At 55.1% G+C, this 21,967-nt stretch carries 8 protein-coding genes and 1 pseudogene; 8 read left to right on the forward strand and 1 reads right to left on the reverse strand.

Annotated features, from left to right (window positions below):
* Positions 1-215 precede the first annotated feature (215 nt).
* From J3U88_RS12395 to J3U88_RS12410, 4 genes are read left to right on the forward strand one after another with little or no spacing between them, the layout of a single operon-like run.
* The gene (locus J3U88_RS12395; RefSeq protein WP_207859080.1) at positions 216-9,818 is read left to right on the forward strand and encodes a P-loop NTPase; all 9,603 of its coding nucleotides are present in this window, start codon (positions 216-218) and stop codon (positions 9,816-9,818) included.
* On the forward strand, positions 9,815-10,993 hold the full coding sequence (locus J3U88_RS12400) for a hypothetical protein (protein WP_207859081.1): 1,179 nt from the start codon (positions 9,815-9,817) through the stop codon (positions 10,991-10,993). Before J3U88_RS12395 ends, J3U88_RS12400 begins: the two co-directional genes overlap by 4 nt.
* Positions 10,990-13,431 (forward strand): ATP-binding protein, encoded by a 2,442-nt coding sequence (locus tag J3U88_RS12405; RefSeq protein WP_207859082.1) that lies wholly within the window; start codon positions 10,990-10,992, stop codon positions 13,429-13,431. Before J3U88_RS12400 ends, J3U88_RS12405 begins: the two co-directional genes overlap by 4 nt.
* Positions 13,428-16,022: an amidohydrolase family protein gene (locus J3U88_RS12410; protein ID WP_207859083.1), complete on the forward strand. Its 2,595-nt coding sequence runs from the start codon at positions 13,428-13,430 to the stop codon at positions 16,020-16,022. The genes J3U88_RS12405 and J3U88_RS12410 overlap by 4 nt, the downstream gene beginning before the upstream one ends.
* A 66-nt stretch (positions 16,023-16,088) precedes the next feature.
* On the opposite strand, the gene J3U88_RS12415 is transcribed toward J3U88_RS12410, so the two are convergent.
* Entirely contained in the window at positions 16,089-16,934 is an 846-nt protein-coding gene (locus J3U88_RS12415; protein WP_207859084.1) for a TIGR02452 family protein, read from the reverse strand.
* Positions 16,935-17,106: 172 nt separating this feature from the next.
* On the opposite strand from J3U88_RS12415, the gene J3U88_RS12420 reads away from it, so the two are divergent.
* The 4 genes and pseudogenes from J3U88_RS12420 to J3U88_RS12435 form a co-directional block, all read left to right on the forward strand.
* Positions 17,107-17,913 (forward strand): MerR family transcriptional regulator, encoded by an 807-nt coding sequence (locus J3U88_RS12420; protein WP_207859085.1) that lies wholly within the window; start codon positions 17,107-17,109, stop codon positions 17,911-17,913.
* 148 nt (positions 17,914-18,061) lie between these two features.
* Entirely contained in the window at positions 18,062-19,420 is a 1,359-nt protein-coding gene (locus J3U88_RS12425; RefSeq protein WP_207859086.1) for an ABC transporter ATP-binding protein, read from the forward strand.
* Positions 19,421-19,430: 10 nt separating this feature from the next.
* Entirely contained in the window at positions 19,431-20,921 is a 1,491-nt protein-coding gene (locus J3U88_RS12430; protein ID WP_207859087.1) for a hypothetical protein, read from the forward strand.
* 621 nt (positions 20,922-21,542) lie between these two features.
* A pseudogene (locus tag J3U88_RS12435) lies at positions 21,543-21,967 on the forward strand (hypothetical protein); the annotation flags it as partial.

Below are 21,967 nucleotides of genomic sequence, written 5' to 3' on the forward strand. Positions count from 1 at the left end.
AGGAACATACAAAGCACACAAGAAGAAATCCCCCTCATTTAGGAACCGAGCAACCCAAGCCGATACACGACAAAACGAAAGAAAAAACCTTATCAAGAAAATTCTGAGCCAAAATCCACGGCAATTCCGCATAAGAGGTAAAGATCCGATTTTTACCCGCGTGCATTAATCCACGTTCTTCCCATCGTGGTTAACGCCGTGTTGACGAGGCTTACTTGGCTCACGACGACCTTATCCAGCGCGTCGGCCTAGCCGCCCGGACAGGCCGGCTGGTCCTATTTTTGGGCGACGCGCCCGCCCTTTCGTTAGAATTCCCCTCCCTTGATACCGCCATGGAACATTTGGCGGATGCTTATTTGGAAAACGAGGAATTGGACGCGGATCGAAAAGGCCGTGTTACCAAATACCGAGAAGAGCAAGACTGGCCGCGTTTAACCAAGACCTTGCACGACCACGACAGCGAGCTTTACGAAACCCGCGTCAAAAGCGCGCTGGCCGGACCGCACGCCGGGGCAACACCGGTATTGCCCTGGTGGCTCCAGACCCTGTTGGTGATGGAACCGGTGCTCATTATTACCTCGGATCGCGGCCCCCTCCCGGCCGCTACCATCCCGCGCGGCTATACCTTGACGACCTGGCAAGATGCAGCGCGAATCACCCAATTGCCACAACCAGGCAAGCACCATTTGGTGGCGGTTAACGGTTGCTCGCTTATCCCAGGCAGCCTGTTGCTCACTTTAGACGACGAGCATGTATTTAAGGGTCCGGCAGGCGATCCCGTTCGGGCTTTGTTACAAAAAGTGCAACGTGACTATCTGTGTCTGTGGGTCGGTTTTCGTGAGGACGATCCCTTCCTGGTTACCCAATTTGAAGACCCAACCCTACCGCTTGAAAACCAAGTCATGATAACCCCATCTGGCAAATACAGAACGGTGCTGAAAAACCAAGCGCTTTGGGTTGAAGAGGATGCGGGCTTGGGTTTGAGTACCACCGCCAAGTCGCTGATTGCCGCGGCGGAACGGGAACCACCGCCGGATTGGGAACACATCAGCGAGACAATCACCAGTCAGTCCAAGGTGATGCGCTTTAACGAACTGGTTTGTTTGCCCAACCCCTCCCGCAAGGAGATCTTGGCTTATTACCAAGGCCATCCCGCGACATGGTCTCTCGTTCGCGAAAATCACTCCATTCCCCGTCGTGAAACCCAAGAGGTTTTGGATTTCCTCAACAAGGGCCGCAAAACCGTGCTGGTCAGTGGGCCGACCGGCACGGGTAAAAGCACCATCTTGATGCAGGCCGCCTTGAAACTATTGGAAGACGACTACACCGTGCTTCATCTAGACGCGCCACGAACCATTGATCGATGGCTCTCCCCCAAACAAGGCAAACTGGCTGTTTTGGTCGATGACGGCAGTCGTTACTACGGTTTGGCACAGCTCGTCCACAAGGCCGAAACGCGAAGCAACGTGGTTGTTTTGATCGCGGCGCGCACCCACGAATGGATCAACATGTTGCGCTTCCGCCGCCAAGCCAACCTAGCGGCCATGGCAAAAGTCAGGGTCAAAGAACTTTTGCCCGCCGAACTGGAGCACCTGGGGGAAAAGCTGACCGCGGCAGGCGCCTATAAAACAAACACCGACCAGAAACAACTCGTGGCGGATTTAACCCTTCACTTAGGTGAAAGCCGCGACCTGTTGGCCGCGATGTTAATGGCGACCACCGGCTTGAAACTCGTGGCCATTTTAAGAAAAGCCATCGAAGAAATCGCAAGCTGGACGGAAGGAAAAACACTCCTGGAACTTTTGGGTACCATTGTTTTCATTGAATCACTCCCGACCAAATCGGGTATCCCTCTGACCTGTTCGGCCAGATTACTCTGCCATGTGTTGGGTTTGTCGCCCAAGGCCGTCAGTGCGGCCCTAGAAAGATTACGCGGTGAGGTCAGACCGAGACAGAACCTTTACGATGAATTAAGTTCTCGTGATCAGATCATTAGCCAACAAATCTACCGCATTTTATTTGAAGGTGCGAACCCCTTCCTGGCAAAGGTAGACATTGGCGCTTTAATTTTATGGGCCGCCAATTTGATAGCACGCGAGGAAACCAAAAAACACCATCTGCAACTCATGAGCATGGTTCCCAACCATTTTTGGAAGCTGGGTGACTATCAAACGGCGGAAGCCCTTTTTGAAGCAGCTACGCGCATCGACCCATCCAACCCTATCGTTTGGCAGAATTGGGCGCGAATGGCCAAAGAACCCAATGCAAAACCCCATCTGCACCTTTCGCCGGACCCACGTATTTTGTTCGAAAAAGCAACCCAAGCCGATCCCAAGGACGCTCCTTCATGGCAAGCTTGGGCCGTCATGGAACACAAAGCCGGCAATATCGAAATTGCCCGCTCCTTATTCGAACAAGCAATCCAAGCCGATCCTAGCCATGCACTTTCTTGGCAAGCTTGGGCCGTCATGGAAGCAAAACACGGTTTACCCCACGAAGCACGCAAACGCTTCCACCAAGCCACCCAGGTCGATCCCAATCAAGCCCCCTCTTGGCAGGCATGGGCCATCTTTGAAGCGGAGCAGTTGCATTACGCCGAGGCCCGCGAGTATTTCAAACAGGCAATCTGCGTGGATGCAGGACATGCACCGTCCTGGCGCGCTTGGGTGGCAATGGAGTTGGACCTTGGCCATGTTGAGCGCGCCCAACACCTTATCGAAAAAGCCTGTGAAACCTGCCCTGCCTATGAATTTGAGGGGCTGCGAAGACGCCTGGAGGATGGCGAAAAACCAGTTACGCCGCCGACTAACAAAAGCCAAAAACCAAAAAATCGGCTTCGTGCGACCGTCCAAACACAATTTGTTTCATGGGTCGGGACCACCAAAAAACAAGCGGGAATATCCGAATACATGGCCTACCTCGCCGCCAACGCGATTAAAAAAAAGAAGCAAGCGGGCAACGACGAACGTTTTTTAGCCTTGGCGATGATCGTGCCACACCTGCGAAAACCACTGTTACGTGAAGCCGAAAGCACCAGGTTACCTGCCGCCCCTGCATTTATTTTGACTTTACCGGCGCGACTCGACCCCAACCCCTTGCCCGAAAACCAAACCCGCTGCTTCGCGGTTACCCATCAAGGCCAGGTATTTACCTGGTTGGCCGCGGCACCTTCCCATTTATACGGCCCTGTCCCCGAACCGTGCCAACCGCAACCCATTTTTCAAGTTCCGGGTTTTGATCCCATGCGCGGCCGCGTGTTAGGACTGTACCTGGGTCCGGCAGGTACCTTTAGCCAAACCACCAATCTTTTCCTCGTTGTACAGCTCGACGCCGAACCACGCCTTTACCAGTTCAGCCTAACCAACCTGGGCGACCATCCTCTTGCACACACCGAGTTCCCCGAATGGATGCAAAAACACCCCCTATCAGGCAGACCCGGAAGCCAAGTTGGCGATTTTCACCAGGTTATTTCCGCCCAGCCCATGGACGATTCAGCCACCTGGTCCACCCTCTGGCAGGGCCGTTTATGGCATTTGGCCGCGGCGGGTTTTTACGATAACGACCGTCTTCACGGGATACAAGCCGCGGTGAACGATCAAACCCTATACGTGCTACGCACCGATCAATCCATCGCCCTTTACACAATGGTCGATGGAAAACCGGTGCGGCACACGCGCCGTTTCTTCCGCCGTCAACCCGTGGCAATCGCCGCATTGCCGACTCTTGAAGGCGAACCGCCGCGCTTGCTGGTTGGCTACCGCAACGGCCAGGTTCGGGTGTGCGTCGATGTTGCGAGCGCGCAAGGTGCTGATTGGGGCGAAACCTGTTGGCACGCGCTCGAAAACGCTTATTCAAGCCAAGCCAAGCTCCGCACTTTGGCTGACTGGCCGGCATGGCTTGATGATTTTGAAATGGGGCGGGTTCCCCATGAAGTCTGTCGCCACCAAGCCGCGCTGCAGGTAGCTTGTCGGATGTTTTTCGCTTTTTTACTCCGCCAACCAAACCTCAATTTAGACAAAGAATGGTCCATTAGAAAGTGGCTGAACCCCCCACTCGATACCTTCGATTATCTCCCGTTGTTGCAGATCTTAAGGGTTTACCTACGCAACCTCAGCAACACCGCGGATCCGACAGGAGCCGCCGGTTTTTTGGAAATTTACGAAAGCCTGCCTCACGAATTACGAGAAATTTTAGATACGTACATCCACGAATACGACCTGTCCCAAACCGTTGCGACAAGGGACGCCGGTGGTGCCGACAACGACGCCATTACCCAATTAATTCAACGATCACACCGCACCCGACGCGCTTTTCTAACCGATCCCAAGGTCACATCCGCTGCCAAGGCCTCGATTTTGGCGGAAATCCAATTGGGTTTCCCGATCACCGAGTATTTTGCAAAACAAACCACCCAAAGTGGTCCCCCCAGGTTACTCCCAACGGGGCAACCCTTGTTCGTTTGGGATGATGGTGTCACACTCCAAACCATGACCCTTGATTCAAATACACCACGGGCCGTTTTGCAACCACGCCCGGGGATGCCGTCGCTGTTCACCCTTCAAGCAACGGGGCGGGAACTAAGCCTGATCGAAGTCATGCCGGCTTGCCTTCGCCGACATCGCATGGACGATAGCGGATCCTTGGAAACGACGGATCAAGAACAACACTTTCCCCAACCCATCCAACCGATTCGGGCCGTGGACGCCGGCGAAGACAAACTGTTGATCCTCACCCGGCAAAACAATCTCACCTATGGTTTTCGACTTGACCTTTGGTGTACAACAGGCGCGGGCAAACTCGAAGGCCAATTAAATCTGCGCCACCACCCACTGGTTTGTGTCGCCTTCCATATCGTGACGCCCGGAAAAGAATGGCATATTGCCTTGAGTTCGGGGGAACGCGAATGGACCCTTTACACCTTGACATACCAACCAAGGGAACAAAAACTCAGCTTATCGCAACCCATTCGCTATCGGACGCGGGGTAATGTCACCGCACTGACCTTTGGAGAGGTCCAGGGGTCCACTTGGATTCTTGTAGGTAGCGACCGCGGCCACCTCCAGGCCTTTGAACAAGATGAAGACGCAAACAACCGTTGGCGCTTGAAATGGTTGCATACAACCGCCACGGAAATAAGAGGGCTGCACTTACTTGCGGCGGACCACCACTGCCGCATCCTTGCCTTCACCAGCCAAGGTGAGGTGTTTGTATTTACGGGTTCAGGAGAGCCCAAATGGCACCGCCACTGTCACGTTTCCCTGGTAGCAGGCTGTTTACTGCCGCCGACAACGAAAACCAACCAGATTTTTTCCGCGGTTTTGTGTGACGCACGCGGCGCCTTGGGTGTGTTGTCCTTCGAAGAACAAAAACCATGGGAAACCATCGTCAAAGAATTTAGGACAACCACCGGCATCGAACCCAAACCACCCTATGACGAGTACCCACGTCTTCAAGACCGTCATCTTCACCCCGTGGACCTCGCATGTTTGGCAGGGGACCGTGAAACCAGCGAAAACCACCGCGCATTGGCCCTGCAAGATTTCGCAGAAAAAATTTTGCAGCTGGATCTACCCACTCAAGCCGAATGTCGGGGAATTAAAATAAGCACAAAAAGCTGGCACTGGCCGGAACTCGCCCGTTTGGTTCGCTTCGACGGACGAATCGCCGCTCAAGACAACCGCTTATGGCTCATTGATCTTAGCCTCGACCTGCTCAACCGCCTCTACGAAGAAGACCAAGCCCAACGGTTCACCGACACCTCGGATTTGCGCGGTACCCGGATTCTGGCCGACTTGATTCGTGGTTTAGGCCGCGATCTGTTAACGCCTTTATTCTTATCCGAAGGAAACATTCCAAACTGGACAAAAGTTCCCACTTCACTGCGCCACACCCCGGCTGTCAATGCCGCCATCATCGCAAATCTCAATCTAAATCCCAAAGACCCTAACTTATTCGGAAAACTGGTTACCCAGGCCAGTTTTTTAGGTCCCCAGGCGTTCGATGCGCTCGTGCTCTTGGCACCGACCCAAAATTGCACACAAGCATGGCTTTTCGGTGAACTTGTTGCCCGCAAGCAATACCCCGTACCATCCAGTGAAAAACATCATCACACCCTACCCCCCGGCTTTGCCGGTGTCTTGTGGGCCTTCGGCCGCTTTTTGTGGGGAACAGACCAGCCCATTAAACCCCTGCTGCAGGCGGCGGAAACCCTGGTTCGCGCGGGTCGAGCAAAAGTCGAAAACCAATTCCATCCCGACCTGGCCGTCATTTACGATTGGTTGGCGCCCCTTGCCGTCATTCATAAAATGTGGCGCAGCCCAAAGACCCAACAGCTACAGACCTTGGCGGAAATCGGCGCCATCACGCCCAAGGAACCGGTTACAACGAAACAAACGTGGCGCCAGTGGCTTGTTGACGCTCGCGATCAATTTCTAAGCCGACGGCGCATCGCGCTTGACCAATACCGCGAAACCCTGCTGCATATCATTCGCTTGCGACTGGAACATCTTGACTTCGTTTACCAAACCGACAACCGCGCCCAGTTGCGTTTTCAGCCCAAATTAGACGGCGAACAAACCCTGATCTCCATGGATTTTCGCGTAACGTTAAAGCTAAAGTGCAAAGATCACCAGAACCCACTCGAAACTTTGGCTATTTGGTCATGGGACCAAATTCCAGAAGAAACCCAAACCTATGAATTAGAGGTACCTGAAACCTGTATTGAAGCCGTGCTTCTTTGTGAAACGCTGGATTCTGACGAAGTACAGCACAGCGAACCCTGGCCGGTTGCGCTTCCCCAAAAAAACAAGGAAGGCTCCCATCAATTACTGCGCGGCGTTCCTTCCCTGGTCACCTACCAGGTAGGCTCCTGGATCGCGTTAGAACCCGGCCTTCACCTGCTCGCCTACGATCCCGATATCGGCATCACCCCTTACACCGAAACCGCTGAGCAACAGGGCATTCAGTTGGTCGATCTGGACGGCGGTTTTGGCGGCTACGACGGCAAAATGCTATCGGCCAAAAAACTCTTGGAACATGTGGATTGGCACACGCAGAAACAGGCCACCCAATCCCAAAAACCGCTCAAAACGCTGGTTTTTAATACGACCCGAACCATCACCCAAATGCTCGACGAGCCGGGCCGTCCCGTTATCCAATCTTTACTCGCACAGATCAAAGAGAAAACTTGGCGGGCATCCTGTTGGCTCGTGCCCAAATCAGAGGCATTCCGCCTAAGCGGTGTCCTGGGTGAACAGGCACGACTCATTCCGCTTTTCGCACCGCAAAAACTACCTATCGAAGTTCGCCGCGACTTAATCGCCTGGCTTGCTTCTAGAACTGAATGGGGTGAAAGCACCCTAGCCGCGGTTTTAGAAGCTCTTGGCCTCAACCTTAGCTTGCTGGTTGAATGGTTAAAAACAAAGGAACCGATCTCTGAATTCTTGGAAAACGAAAAAAAAGCCAAAGACCTTCTGATAGCACAGTTTCGCGGTTTATCCCCCCTTGCCCTCGCCAATCTCATCGTATTGGTTTTTTGCCGTACCTGGTTTCCAAGCGGAAAACCCATTCCGGTAGAGGCAACCAGCATTCGCAATCCTGATCACGAACAAGATAAACCCGAAAAACCTCAGTCAGAACCTTTGGATCATTCTTTGTCCGGGTTAACCGAGGACACCCCGTTCGACCCTTCGGCAACAGAAAGTTTAGATAGCGAGGGTTCTTGGTTGCGGGGTTATGAGGAGCATGGTGAACGCAACCCAGACCCCGATATCCTAAACGGCTTAAGGGACCTGGGCGATACGTTGCAAGAGAATGAACGAAACCGTTGCCGCCACCTGCTAAAAAATCGTGGCATCCTCGCTATCAATCAGGGTTTGGTTTTTCTTCGTCAACCCTACCAGGCCATTTTAGAACACTGGATTGAACCCGATTCTTGGGGACGTGAGTTCGCCGAGGATGTTCTGCAAGCCCCCTTATTCAAGAAACTTGACTTCAAAGCGCTTGCGGTACCGGGTGAACAAATTCGGTACTTGGTTCCAAAAATGACCCAACAGGGACTGGACGCGCTGAAAGAACTGGGTTCAGAGAACCCAAATTGGGAAACATTGGTTCATCGCTTAACCGGCATCAACACCCCGGCACTCAAACCTGAAGAACTATCTGAGCCAGAGCTTCGGTTTTATGAGGACATTCGTGCCCGGCTTGACTCAGTGGTCATTTTCCCCCTGGAAACAACCCATACGGGTCCCCTTGAATCCCCCCAGGAAACGCACTGGCTTGTATTTATTGTGGACAATGAAAGCCCCGATCAAGGTTGGTGGTCCAATATGGTTGGGAACCACACGACCGCTGTCAACCTCATCTTTGTATGCCCGAGCATACAAGCCATTTCAGCTGAAAAATCCCAACGGTTGAGTTTCATTGATGCACAAGCACTTAAAGAAATTGTTGCCGGTGCAGACGTCGCCAATACCTTTTGGCTCCACGTCCGTTATCGCGTCGGCCTGTTGAAGCTAAACCCCTTCGAAACAGGGGCGCCCTTGGATCCCGGCAGCGAAACCTTTGTGGGAAGAAAACAAGAAACTGAACATATTTTGTCTTTAATCGCAAATCAGAGCTTTCTCATTATCGGCGGCCGAAAAATAGGCAAAACGAGTTTGCTCAATCACATTGCCGGGGTTTTGGACAAGAAGCCAGACCATACCCCCCTCTTTGTTGACGTCCAAGATGTTTATGATGCCAACATGTTCATTGAACGATTTGGCGCTGCTTGTCAAAAGGCAGGGATTCAGTACATCCCCGCCGACGATCCGGCGGAATCACTAGGCGCGACAGTCAGCCACCTGCCAGGACCGGTTTTACTCTTAAATGAAATTGACGGCCTCGCCCTAGACGACCACGGCTTTCTCAAAACGCTGCGCAGGTTAAGCCAGCAAGGGGAATGTCAATTCGTGATGGTCGGGTATCAGGGTGCTCATGGTGGTTTGGCACGGCTTGATTCACCACTTCACAATTGGTTCCCCACCGATGAAGGTCGGTCTGCCATTATCTTGGGACGACTGGAAGACGACGCAGCCTACCAGTTAATTGATCTCCTAGAAAAAAGTCGACTTAGGTTAACTTATGACAACCCAGAGTTACGTAGTTCAATCCGCAAAGAAATCTACAATGCAACGCAAGGTATTCCCAAGTTGATTCAGGAAGAATGTGACCGGATTGTCAAAAATTTGGATAAGCGCCAAAGCCCGGTCATTACCAAGGAGGATTTCGCGAGAAACCGCGACAAACACGGCATTTGGGATTTTTACCAAAAAATCGAAACCCCCTTTCTGCTTGCCTCCCAACGCCAAATCCAACCCCATCGCTTAAACCGACCACGCCAAGAACACAACCACATGCGCCTTTGGCGTTATTTGTTACTCAGTACCATGGTACACCACCTCTACAGTGATATTCCTGCATACATGGACGGCAAAGCAAAACTCAATCATGTTCTATCGGGCAATCTATACTTCACGAGTAACCAGGCAAGAAACTATACCCTTGCGGTACTGGAACAAGAAGACTCAACGGCTTTTGCCATTGCCCGCAAGGAATTCAGCCTTGACGTCTGTAAAGACATTTTTGATTATTTGGCGCTCACCGTCTTCGTCGGCGTCGAAGTCTCTGAAATGACGCGTTACTACTTCTCGGACCACTTATTTCCAATTGGTTTGCGTACCTATCTTACTGGAGAAAACACAAGTTTAACAACCTACCTCAAAAAGCTCGCCACAGAGTTCGGCGAAAGTTTATCTGAACTGGAGACAAATCCTTGAAAAAAGACAATGTGTTTATGGTTTTTAATACTAAAGGCAAAGAAGTTGTCTATGAATACCGTTGGGGTGAAAATCACAATCCAAAGTTTCGGCTCGAACGCGCAACCCGCCGCATCGGTACCTTGGAAACGCCACCAACCCCGGAAATCAAGTCTTATGAGGAACTAGACCGCGTTTTTCTATTGGTCTCCGAGCGCGGAAGTGGTTTTAAATTTTTACGCCAATGGTTAACCAGTAGACAAGAACACGTCATTTCACAACATAAAATTAGTGGCAAAGAAGGCTCACCACCCAAAAATTGGGTACTTATCGACGGCAACCAAGTCATCCAGCAAAACAGCCTAGTACAACCCGATCAATGGAATGCCTTTCTGAAACAAGATATGGGCTGTTACATCTTGGACCGAACTTTTTACGGCGACAATCCCATTACCGAAAAAACCGGTTCCGTTTTAACCCAGATCAATGCCACAGTAGAAGCGATGCGAACGGATCCCAGTTTTCGTTTTATCCACGCCTCTTACCACCTACCATCGCTCGAAATAGACCCGCTTTTTTCCAATCTCCTGGATCAATGCCACGTTTACCGCCTGCCGCAGTTCAATATCGACGAACTCTGTACATGGCTTGATGAACTGGTCAAAAAATACCAAAACAGGACATTCACCATCGATTTGAAGGATGCCAAACGCTCACTGGCACAGGTCATATTGTATTCGGTCGGTGGACAGCCTCGACTTACCAGCATGCTCTTTCGCCTTGTTGACGATGCCATTCAAGCACAACTCCCCGAAGATGAACGCGACACGCCGCCCCCCAAGAAACCACCATCTTCCGGCTCGTTTGTCCTCCAAGCTGAAGATTTGGCAACACTTTTTAGGCTCCAGGGAACAGAACTCGCCCGCAACCCGCCACACATCGTGGAACGCTGGAAGGAAGACTTGACGGGGTTCCTCAAGAATGACACCCACATGGTGCAGTTGCTGCGGCGGTATGCCGACAACCAACCGAAACCCTCAACCGACGCCCATTACACGGCTGACTACAAACTTTATTTAGCGGGCTGGGTGGGCTTTGATCCCGAGAAAAAATGGGGTATCCGTTCTCAATGTCACAAACAATGGGCAGGCGAATTATTGCGCCATTTCGACCAAGAAAAGGAGCGCACCCGATGAGTGATATCCTCGAAAAGTTGGATAAAGCCGGGCTCAGCCCCAAACAACAAAGTGCCCTAACATCACTCTGTCGCGCGGTCATTCATCCCGAGGCCCGTGTCATCGCAATCGTGGGGAGCCGCGGCAGCGGTAAAACCACCATGATGCAACGGGTACACGAAGCCGTTGACGCCGATCCGTGTTTCGCGGTAACTGAAATTATTGACGCCGCCTTAATTGATCGCGAGGCCGGCATTCTTTCAACCTGCATTCAGGCTTTGTTCGATACCGGCAAACCCTATTCAAAGTTCTCGGAAACTGAACGGGACTTAAAAAACGCCTATGAGGAAACCTTTCGCCAAAGTCTCAGCTTGGGTGATTCATTCCGTCAGATTGCCCGTGAGATGTCGATGGCCCCCAAACAGTATTTAAGTACGGTCGAAAAACGCGTACTCGAATCGCGTAAGTTACCCGAACAGTTCGAAGATTTTCTCGGCCAATTACGGGAATACCGCCGTAAATCAAGCAATCCTAAAAATGACAAAACCCCGCGAATGGTTGTCTTTTTAGACGATCTTGATTTGGCACCTACCGAACTTCTCCGCCCTTGGGCAAAGGCGATGGTTGCCCATTTCGCCATTGACGGCATCACCTGGGTGCTTTCCTACAACCAAAAACGCATGGTCGACGCGCTCTCCAGTCCCCGCATTCATCATAAGAAAAAGAAACCGGACCGAGAAACCGGCGACGCCCTGCTCAACAAACTGGTTTCTGGAAACGATCAATTCGTGCTGGGTGGCTGGAGTACCGAGGACCGGGCCAACTTTCTTCCTTTACACCACCAGGACCCCCATGCAACAAACAATACCGATGAAAAACCACCAACGCCGCCGAGCCTGCAAGGTCTTCTAGAACGATCGGGCAATCACCACTTGCTCCTGCTCCTACCGGGAACACCGCGCGGCCTGGAACAACTCTATGAATGGCTGGACCGCACCGAAACCGAACGAAATGACCAACAAGCCACCGCCAACAGTCCCGCTCCGGCAGAATCACTTGCCACAACCACGGCCTCCAAGCAGCAACCAGAAGGCGAGCAGCCGAATTCAAAAGAACAAGGCGACACGGCTAAATACAGCGATAACCTCGACCCGCACGTGGCCATGGTCAAGCTAGCGGAAGTCAACCATTGGAAATCTTTTAGCGGATACCTCAAGTCGGTTCCGAGTAACCGCATCGCCTGCAAATTTACCTGGTCCCCCGATATCAGCGTGTCGGCCGGTGATTGGGTTGAATTGCTCAGATCGGCCAAAACCATACCGCGCACCACCCCGCTATTTGAAATGCCGCTTCCGACCTTGGTTCGCAAACAATGGACCAAAATTGCACAGGGCGAAGCACTCACCGAGGTACTTTGTCATCTGGCGTTGCGAACCGAAACCATGACGCCCTACCAGTTGCTCGGCCGTATGCCTTTTACCCACAGCCGCCTTAACCTCTGTCAAATCAAGTGCCGCTTCCACGAAAATAAATTGGATCGTTTTTTAAAGGATTTTGGCGAACAGACCGGGCATCACTTGTTTTGGGGTGCTTGGCACAAGGCCGACGACCAGGGTATGTGGCATTTTACCCTCAGCCCGCAACTCTTTTGGGAGAAGCTCCTTAACCTGCGCGAGGGTTACCCGCGTGACTTGCTCAAAGCACTTTATTACCACCAGGAAACACTCGAAACCCATCTAGAACAGGTGTTCAATGACAACGACACAGCGTTCAAGAGTCAATTCGACCTCACTGGGGAAGGTTTGCAGCGGGGTTTTCTACCCCGCTCGCTTCGTGCCCTGATTCTGTTGGTCGATGCGCTGGAACGCGCGCCATGGCACGAACTGGAAGCACGCCAAAACCATTGGTCACCTATCACCCTGGTCCAGTGCGCATCGGCATTCCAACTGTCCGCGCTCGCTTACCGACTTTGGCCCGATGAAATCATCTTTGATTGCCTTTCCGCATCGGCGAAACAAACCGAAGAAGAAAAGGGTAAAAGCCCTGAACAACTGGAAACGGGGCCGGAACAGGCATCCGAAGCGAGTCCCCCGGACGAAGCAAGCGAGCAGGTTACCCAACCGCCCTTGGTGCTGTATTTCCCATCACAAGCTTTTTCCCGCATTAGCCAAGTAAGTGAACAAGAAATCAACAAAGCCTATAGAAACTTGGTGATTACGTTGACAAAACTGGTCAAGGATGAACGGGAAATCATCGCAAAAGACACCTTACCCTCGGGGATTTCGTACGAAAACAGCCGCCGCGAATTGTTGAGCTTGCTTGCCAAAATGCTTGCATTACCCGCGGTTAAGGACCTAAGCCTGCCCCAATCTACTACCATCGAAAAAGAAACCCAGTCGCTGTTCGACGCAATCCGAAAACGATGCCAGCCGGCAGCCCTCGACGACCCCGCCTCATGAGCCAGCCCCTGGCCTTCTACAGTTGGCTGCGTACCTTTCGCCTGCTCGAACCCGGCCTGTGTGGGTTTGACACCGCCTCCCAACCCAAGGAAAGCCGCTGGTTGTGGCAGGCCGCCAAAGGCAAAGCCGGCATTGAGGAAACCAGCGTGGGGCAGCGGCTGGTCGCGCAACTGCTCGCCATCGACACCCACCCGCTCGACGGCCTGTTCCAGCTTGCCGATGCGCTGGTCACCTTTGGCGACGGCCGTCCCCGCTGTACGGATCAAGACACCTGGCAGTCACTCAACCTCCACATCGACATCGATTTGATCATCGCGGCCCGACTCGGTCGCGATTTTCTTCCCCAACACGCACCCCGCCTCGAGGCATCGCTCGCTTGGCCCTCGGTCTTGGCGGTCGAATCCTTTTGCGACAATTTGGTTCAAAGCCAAGAACTCATCGATACCCACGTCCACTTGAGCACCGCCCTCCCACTCACCTTTTACTGGGTCGCGCTGATGGCTGAATTCGCACCCGTCGGGCACATTCTGACATCGGTCCCCAACCACGCGGCCTGGGAAGACGCCCTGCTCGACGCCGTCGCCATCCGCCGACGCCTGGCACGATGGCTGACCGGCCGCGATCCCGATCAACTGGTGCCCCACCTGCTGGATTGGGACGACGACCCCTTCGACGAGGACGATCCGGTCGCCGAACCCTTTGCCGACTGCCTGCTGGTGCACCTCTTCCCCCACCGCCGCACCCGCCTGGCCCAGAATCCGGTCTTGGGCGAACGCCTTTTGCTGTGGTTCCTCCTCGCGGTTCACATTCGCGATCAATACGACGCGCCCAACGTTGGCGCGGGCCGCACCCAACTCGATCCCTGCCCTGAAACGCTGCGCAAAGACGTGTTGCGTTACCTCCGCATCCGCAACAGCTTTATCCGTGAATTGACCTATCGTCCCCTTGAAACCGGCCTGGATTACTTCCGCCAATTCTTTAAAATCCCGCGCGCCATGACCGAAACCCGCACCTCCCGCGCCAATCGCGAGCGGGTCGGCCGCCGCCGCCGCGCCTTTCTCGCTTTCGAACGTTTCCGCATGCGCCACGCCTTGCGTTACCAATTTTCAGATCCCACCGACGCACCCTGGGCCCGCGATCACGGATTCGGCCTCAACCGCGAGGATTTCGCCCAAACCACCCCATGGCGCCCGCCCCGTCAGGTTGAACTGCGCATTTCCTCCACCAACTCCAGCCTGCAAAAACGCCATCTCCATGCCTTACTGATGGGGTACCGCGATTTTCTCGAACACGATCTGGATGCGCCGCTGCTCCGTTTGGGGTTGATCTTCCACACCCATAAACGACCCTTCTATAAAGACATGCCGGACAAACAAAGCCACGAGCTGGAAGGGATTCTTTCCATTCTGGAGGAAGAACCCGATTTGCGGCCCTTTGTCGTCGGTCTTGATGCCTGTAGCAGCGAACGCGATCTCTCACCACGCCACCTGCGTGCATTTTTCGGGCTGCGCCCGCCCCAAACAGACAGCCCCCCTCCCGGTCTCGGCCGCCTCTCCCCCACCAACGGCGATTTTTTTCACGGAGCCTCGCGCTGGGACTGGCTGGCCCAACGCATCGCCCGCTCCGCCGGGATGGTGCCCATCCGCTTGCGCCGCACCTGTCACGCCGGTGAGGACTTTCACGATTTGCTCTCGGGTTTGCGCTGGATGGACGATTCGGTGGTCATGCTGAACCTGCGACCCGGCGAACGGCTCGGCCACGGTATCGCGCTGGCCTGGTTACCGCGGGAATGGTACCGGGACGGACATCGTCATGTCACCAAACCACGCGGCGATCATCTCGTGGACCTGCTTTGGGCACGGCGGCTTTTGAGCGAAACCTTGCCGCGTTTGAAATGGACACCCGATCTTGATTTGCTCAACAAACTCGACTACCTGCTGCGCGCGCTGCTTTCGACCTGTGATTTGGCGGCACCTAATTTGGACCAATCCCTGCAAACCTGTACCGATCAGTATTACGACGCCTTGTCCGACCAAGCGTTACTGACCCCGCTGTTCCAAGCGCGTGCTCAATGGCATCCAGCGGACCCTAAAAGCGCGGGCAATGGAAAACCAAAAAGGGCCGCCGATTTACTGGGCGAACTGATTTCAGTAACGGTAAACGACGATTACATCGCGCTCGTTGAAGCCTGCCGCGCACGGGTGCGAACCCGCATCGTGGCGGGGGATATCGTGCTGGAGTTATGCCCCACGTCCAACCGCTACATCGGCGGTTTCGCCCGTTATGCCGATTTACCCTACACCAACCTCAACCAATACGGTCTTGCCGGCGGAGAGCAACTAGCCGAACCCGTGTTGGTTTCGATCAACACGGACAACCCCGGCCTGTTCCGCACCACTATCGCCCACGAATACCGCCTGCTGGGCGAGGGCCTGCGCGCCCGCGGCCACGGCCCGCGCGAGGTGGCCCGATGGCTTGAAGAAGCGCGCCAGGCGGCCTTGGCCTCCGCCTTTATCCCGCCGTGGAGTCCGCCGAGCAAACCCGAGATGCGGGCGCGGCTGGATCGGTTGAGCGGGAAAGGCCCCCGTTAACGGGGGACCTGGCCACCTACCTGTTCCTGGGGAATCCCCGTAAACCGGATTCCCCGCTTGATGGTGTTAAACGGTGGTTTGGGTGGAGCGTTGTTGGAAGGCGACCAGGTTGGGGTCCGTTGCTTTTTTGGCGTAGATGGCGAAGGTGATGTGGGCGAAGACGTTTTTGAAGCGGGGGTGATCCAGCCAGGCCGCGAAGGCGTCGGCGACCATGATTGGGTCGTTGGCGAACACGCCGCAGCCCCAGGCGCCCAGCACCAGGTGGGTTAAGCCCTCGGATTCGGCCAAGGCCAGGACTTTGCCGACGCGGCGACGGAAAACGGATTCAATGGTCGCCTCGTCTGTCTCCGCGTGCTTGCGCACCTGGCCGGCGTTGGGGGCCGGCGCGGTGATCACCGAGGCGAAGTAAAGCCGGTCGCAGAAGGAACGACTTTTGATGCGGAAAAACGGCACCCTGGGTGAGTAAATCATGTGATCCGAGTAAAGTAGCGTTTTTCGGTCGCGGTTATAGGTGTAGTACTCGGGACAACGCAGCAGCGTGGGGTACAAACCGGAACACCGGGCCACGTCTTCTTCCTGCGCCTTGGCACCGCGGATGAAACCGCCACCGGGGTTGCGCGCCGATGCGAAGTTGAGTGCGCCGACGGCTTTGGCGCTGGGTTGGGTGGCCAGGCGGTAGGCCGCCGCTTGGGTCGATTCTTTGGTGACCTCGATGTGGGTTTGGGTTCGGCCCGCTTCCCTTTGCGGGGTGGTATCCAACAGTTCGTCCAGGCCCTCGGGCGTCCACAGGCGGGTTCCCGCCTCCGCCGCGCGTTGTGCCTCGCCGAATTCGTGGACACTGCCGTCCGGGGTGGTATAGCGGCCCGCTTCAATCACCGCCAGCGTTTCTTGGGCAATTCCTTTGAGTGACATCGATCAGCCTCCAAGCTCACAGGCCGAATCCATCATCGGCCCAAGTTCGTGTACAATCTACACAACAACTTAGTGTTGAATCAACACAAAAGTCAACTTTCTTTTCTAAATCGCAAAAAAGTTTTGACCTTCACCTTGGGTCAAGGTTTATGGTTGTTGGTGAGGAGGGCTAATGACGAATCGCCTCAAAATCGGGCAAGTCGCGGGTTTGCTTGATGTTTCCACCAAAACCATTCGCCATTACCAACAGCAGGGTCTGCTCCCCGACCGTCGGGACGCGGATAACGGCTACCGTCACTTTTTGCCCGCCGACCTGCTCCAACTCCACAAGATCATGAAACTCCGGGAGCTCGGCATGTCGCTCAACCAAATCGCCGCGGTCATCAAGCAGGGCGACCAATTGCAAACGATGCGTGCCGCGCTGGATACCCTGCGCCGCCAGTTGGTCGATCAGAAATCCCAAATCGAAGGTCAGTTGGCACGCATCGACGGCCTGCTCTCGGAAGAAACACCCGAGGCGACGGCTTTTGACGAACCGCTGCCCGGCGAAGACCAAATCCTGGCCACCTACCAACAGGTCATGCCGGACCTCGATCCAGCCTTGATCCAGAAAATGATCCACCTTGATCGCAAGTTATTCGCTTTATTTAAAGAATTTAACTGGCCGGGAAACCCAGACGAACAGTTTCAAAAGGCGATGGGCCGGGTGATGGCCGATCCCGAAAAAATCCGCCACATGGAACCCATCATTGAAGGTTTCTTTTCCCTGATGGAACAAGGCGCCGAGGCCGAAGTCGACCTGGGCGGTCTCGCCCGCGCCATTAAAAATTTGGCGGATCAACTGGACTTGGATAGCGCGGATCAAAACCATCCCCTTGAAACCGTGCTTTACGAGCTGATCGCCAAGCTGTTGCCCGGCCGGGATGAAGACGTTTTGGCGAAGTTAAAAGCACTGGGCAACGAACTGGAAAACGAGTAGCAACCGGGAACCAAAGGGTTCCAAACACAAGGTGCGTCGGAAAAAAGGCCCAACAAACCCTTCGCATGGGTTGGGCGAAGCGACCGCGGGTTCGCGGCTCGGCGAAAGTCCGTCCTGCCGACACGCGCCGACCGTTCCGGAGGAATCGATGAACCAAACCTTTAGCTATACGCATGATAAAAGCACCTACCTACCCATCGCCGGCTTGTTTGCATTGCTGTGTGTGGCGGAATCGACGGTGCTCGGCTTCCTGGCCGTCCATTTTTTGGACGATCCTTGGCACCTTTGGGTGGCGGTCGCCTTTGTGCTCCTACTGGGGCTGGTCGCCCGCGCGTTGAGTGCCCCCCTCTTCACCCAACACGGCTGGGACGGCGACAACCTGGCGATCAACTACGGTCCGCGCCGCTGGTTGGTAAAACGCGATTGGATCGCCGCCGTGGAACCGGTTCAGGAATCCTTGTCGGGGCTGGAACCGCTGGCGGCCCGCTATGATGAGGACGAAGGCCGCCTAACCGCCTGCTTTTCCGAATCCGGTCAACTCCTGATCCGCTTGAAACAGCCACGAAGCTTTAAGGTCGGCATCAGCAAACACGCCGAAACCGACACCTTGCTGATCAACACCGAACAGGCGCCGTTGTTGCGTGAACTATTGGGATTTAACGACCAGACAACGACCACCCAGCCAACGCGCGACCAGCCAACGCGAGCCCTTCAATCAGCCGCCACCACATCGCCGCCAACGCAACCCCGGCCACAACCCGCCGCCAAACCCAGCTTGGATCCCGAGGCGGCGCCGGTTTTGGCGATTCGCGCTTTAACCAAACAGTTTGGCGAGGTCAAAGCGGTGGATCAACTCGACCTAAACGTGGCGCCGGGAGAAATTGTGGCTTTGCTGGGCTGCAACGGCGCGGGCAAAACCACCACCATCAAAATGATCACCGGCCTGCTCGAGCCGGACGGCGGCCAGGTCGTGATCGGCGGCCATGATCTATGGCGCGACGGGCTCGCGGCCAAGGAACTGTTCGGTTATGTACCCGACCACGCGGCATTTTACGGAAAACTCAGCGGGCGCGAGCAATTACAATTCATCGCCCAGGTGCGCGGCCTGCCCCGGGCCGAATCCGAGGCGGAAATCGACCGCCTCATCGCCGAACTGGATTTGACCCAAGCCCAGCATCGCGGCAACGCCGGTTATTCTCTGGGCATGAAACGCAAACTCTCGCTGGCGGCGGCGATGCTGCACCACCCAAAACTGCTGATCCTCGACGAACCCTTTAACGGGCTCGATCCCTGGGCGGCCCAGCAACTCAAAACCATGCTGACGGCCTGTCGCGCCGGGGGCACGGCCATCCTATTGTCGACCCATGACCTGGCCACCGCGGAACGGTTTTGTGATCGGGTGGCCATGCTGAACAAGGGATGCAAAAGCGTGGATGCGGATGTGGCCGATTTGTGCGCGCAACACGGCGGACTGGAACAGGCGTTTTTTGCGGAAACGACCCGATAAGGAGGCACCGATGCTGGAAATCACGATTTGGCGGAGGAACCTTGTCGCTTGGCGTCGGCATGCTTATTTTTTCCCCGCCATGCTCGGCGTGGCTGCTTGGCTGTTGCTCATCGCCACCCTTGCCGAAACCCGCGCGTTACCCTTGCTCCGGCAACAAACCCTGTTGCCGACAACGGCCTTGATGCCGGCCGCGGCTTGGTTGTTGATGCTTCTGGCGACCGCCCTACAATTCATTGAAGCGGGAATCCACGGCTTCAAGGACCATCACCGATGGCAGCTGTCCCTACCCACGCCCCCCGCGCATCGCCTACGCCGCGAACTCGCGGACAACCTTTTTCGCTCAAGCCACCTGTGGTGCGGCGCGGCCCTATGCACCACCTGGATCTTCAGCAAACTGCACCCGGCCTCGGCCTTGATCCTGCTCCTCAGTATGCCGGCCTTGATTTACCTCGGCGCGCTGTTCGGTTTTGCGTGCCGCCTGGTCAGCCTGGTCCCGGGAACGGCGGCTGCCCGTCCTGTTTGGCGCTTGTTGTTCCTCGGTCCTTCCCTGGCGCTGCTCGCGACCCTGGTCGGCCTCCGCTGGGCATCACCTCTCGATCCGACCTTCGCCACGCTCTTGCAAACCGCCGTATTCACGGCGCTCGCCCTCACGGCACAACAGGCCGCCACCCCCCACCTGGGCCGACTGTACCAGGACGCACTCCAACGCGATAAACCCAACCACGCGGTGCGCAAAGGGGGCCGGTTCCCCTTCCTGACAACCGCCGCGCGTCGCCTTCGCAACCCGACCGGCGCCTTTCTGGTCCGCTCACTGTTGGTTCGCCCCCGAGTTTGGTTTAACGCGGTACGGATCCTGACGGCGGTCGCGGTTACCCCTTTGTTTCCATTTTTGGCAGAATCTTTCGCTTTATACGGATTTCTGCCACACGAACAGGTGACCCTATGGATCGCGGGCATGATGCTGATCCTGATGATCGACGGCGCGGCCAATCCAACCGGGAGCGAAGCCAACCGCATCGTCCCCCTTCTCACCGCGCCCATCGGTTTGACCGGCATCCTGCGCGCCAAGTTGGCGGTCTACCTGCTCGCCTTTGTTTGCTTGGCCTTGCTCCTGACGCTTTGCTTGATCGGGTTCGGTGGAGTCGCAACGGTCACGGCCCTGGGCGGCCTCGCGCTCGCCTTGCCGATGCTGCTCGGTTTCTCAGTCCTTTTTGTGTACGGTTCCGCGTTTGACATCGATCCCAACCGCAAGCACGGCGGCGGCCTGATGGGTGACATTCACGACGAGGCCCCCACCACCGTGGTCGCCCTAACCCTGGTTATGATCACGGGTCAATTCATGCTCGCCCAAGTGGCTTTGATTCGGTATTTGGACGGGCTTTGGCCGGCGGCGGCCGTCCTCGTCCTCAACCTACCCTTACTCATCGAAGCATGCCGCACCGGCCCGCTGAAACACCGCTTTTGGGCACCTCCGATGTTCCGAGTGAGACGCAGGCATTAAAGGTGGTGCTCCTGCAGAGCACCGGGTATGGCGGTCTCGGTCCAAGGGTTGCCAATAGGCTGCTGCGCGCCTTTTGGCAACCCTTGGCTGAAATCCGGCAGGGCTTTACCCTGCCAACGGTAAGCGAACTTGCGTCCCTTCAGGGCTTAAGTGTTTCTTGTATGATTGCGAGCGACTTTCCGGCATTTAGTGCCAAATTTCCATGGTTCAAACCACCTGAACTACCTAAACCACAATCATGAGGATGGGACGCTACAATGCCAACCGGTGGCACGGCAACGCCGTGCAGGATTTCAGCCCATGGTTGGTAGTGGGCGCGCAGCTGCCCACTACCAACCATGGGTCTATGAACCGACCCCCGATGTGCTCTGTAAGAGCACCGCGAATTCTAAATAGCTGATTTTAATTACCTTGGACCGAGACCACCATACCCGGCACTCTGCAGGAGTGCCGCAACCTCTAAATTTTTGATTTTAATTACCTTGGGCCGATGCCGCCATACTCGGTGCTCTGCAGGAGCACCACAACCGCTAAACACCTATGTTTAAAACTTTTGTACCAAAACCACCATACCCGTTGCTGTGCAGGACCACCGAAATCCTGACTAAACCCACGAGCCTGGTGAAAATTTGCCGGGAGAAATCCGCGGCATGCCGGCCAACATCTTGGTTTGGATTACCTGCCTCATTTCGCCCTCAAACCCATTCCACCGACCACATCGTCCACTTCGACTACATCGACCACTTCGACCACATCGTCCACTTCGACCACATCGTCCACTTCGACCACATCGTCCACTTCGACTACATCGACCACTTCGACCACATCGTCCACTTCGACTACATCGACCACTTCGACCACATCGTCCACTTCGACTACATCGACCACTTCGACCACATCGTCCACTTCGACTACATCGACCACATCGTCCACTTCGACTACATCGACCACTTCGACCACATCGTCCACTTCGACTACATCGACCACTTCGACCACATCGTCCACTTCGACTACATCGACCACTTCGACCACATCGTCCACTTCGA

The sequence above is a fragment of the Acanthopleuribacter pedis genome, from assembly GCF_017377855.1.
GTDB classification, from domain to species: domain Bacteria; phylum Acidobacteriota; class Holophagae; order Acanthopleuribacterales; family Acanthopleuribacteraceae; genus Acanthopleuribacter; species Acanthopleuribacter pedis.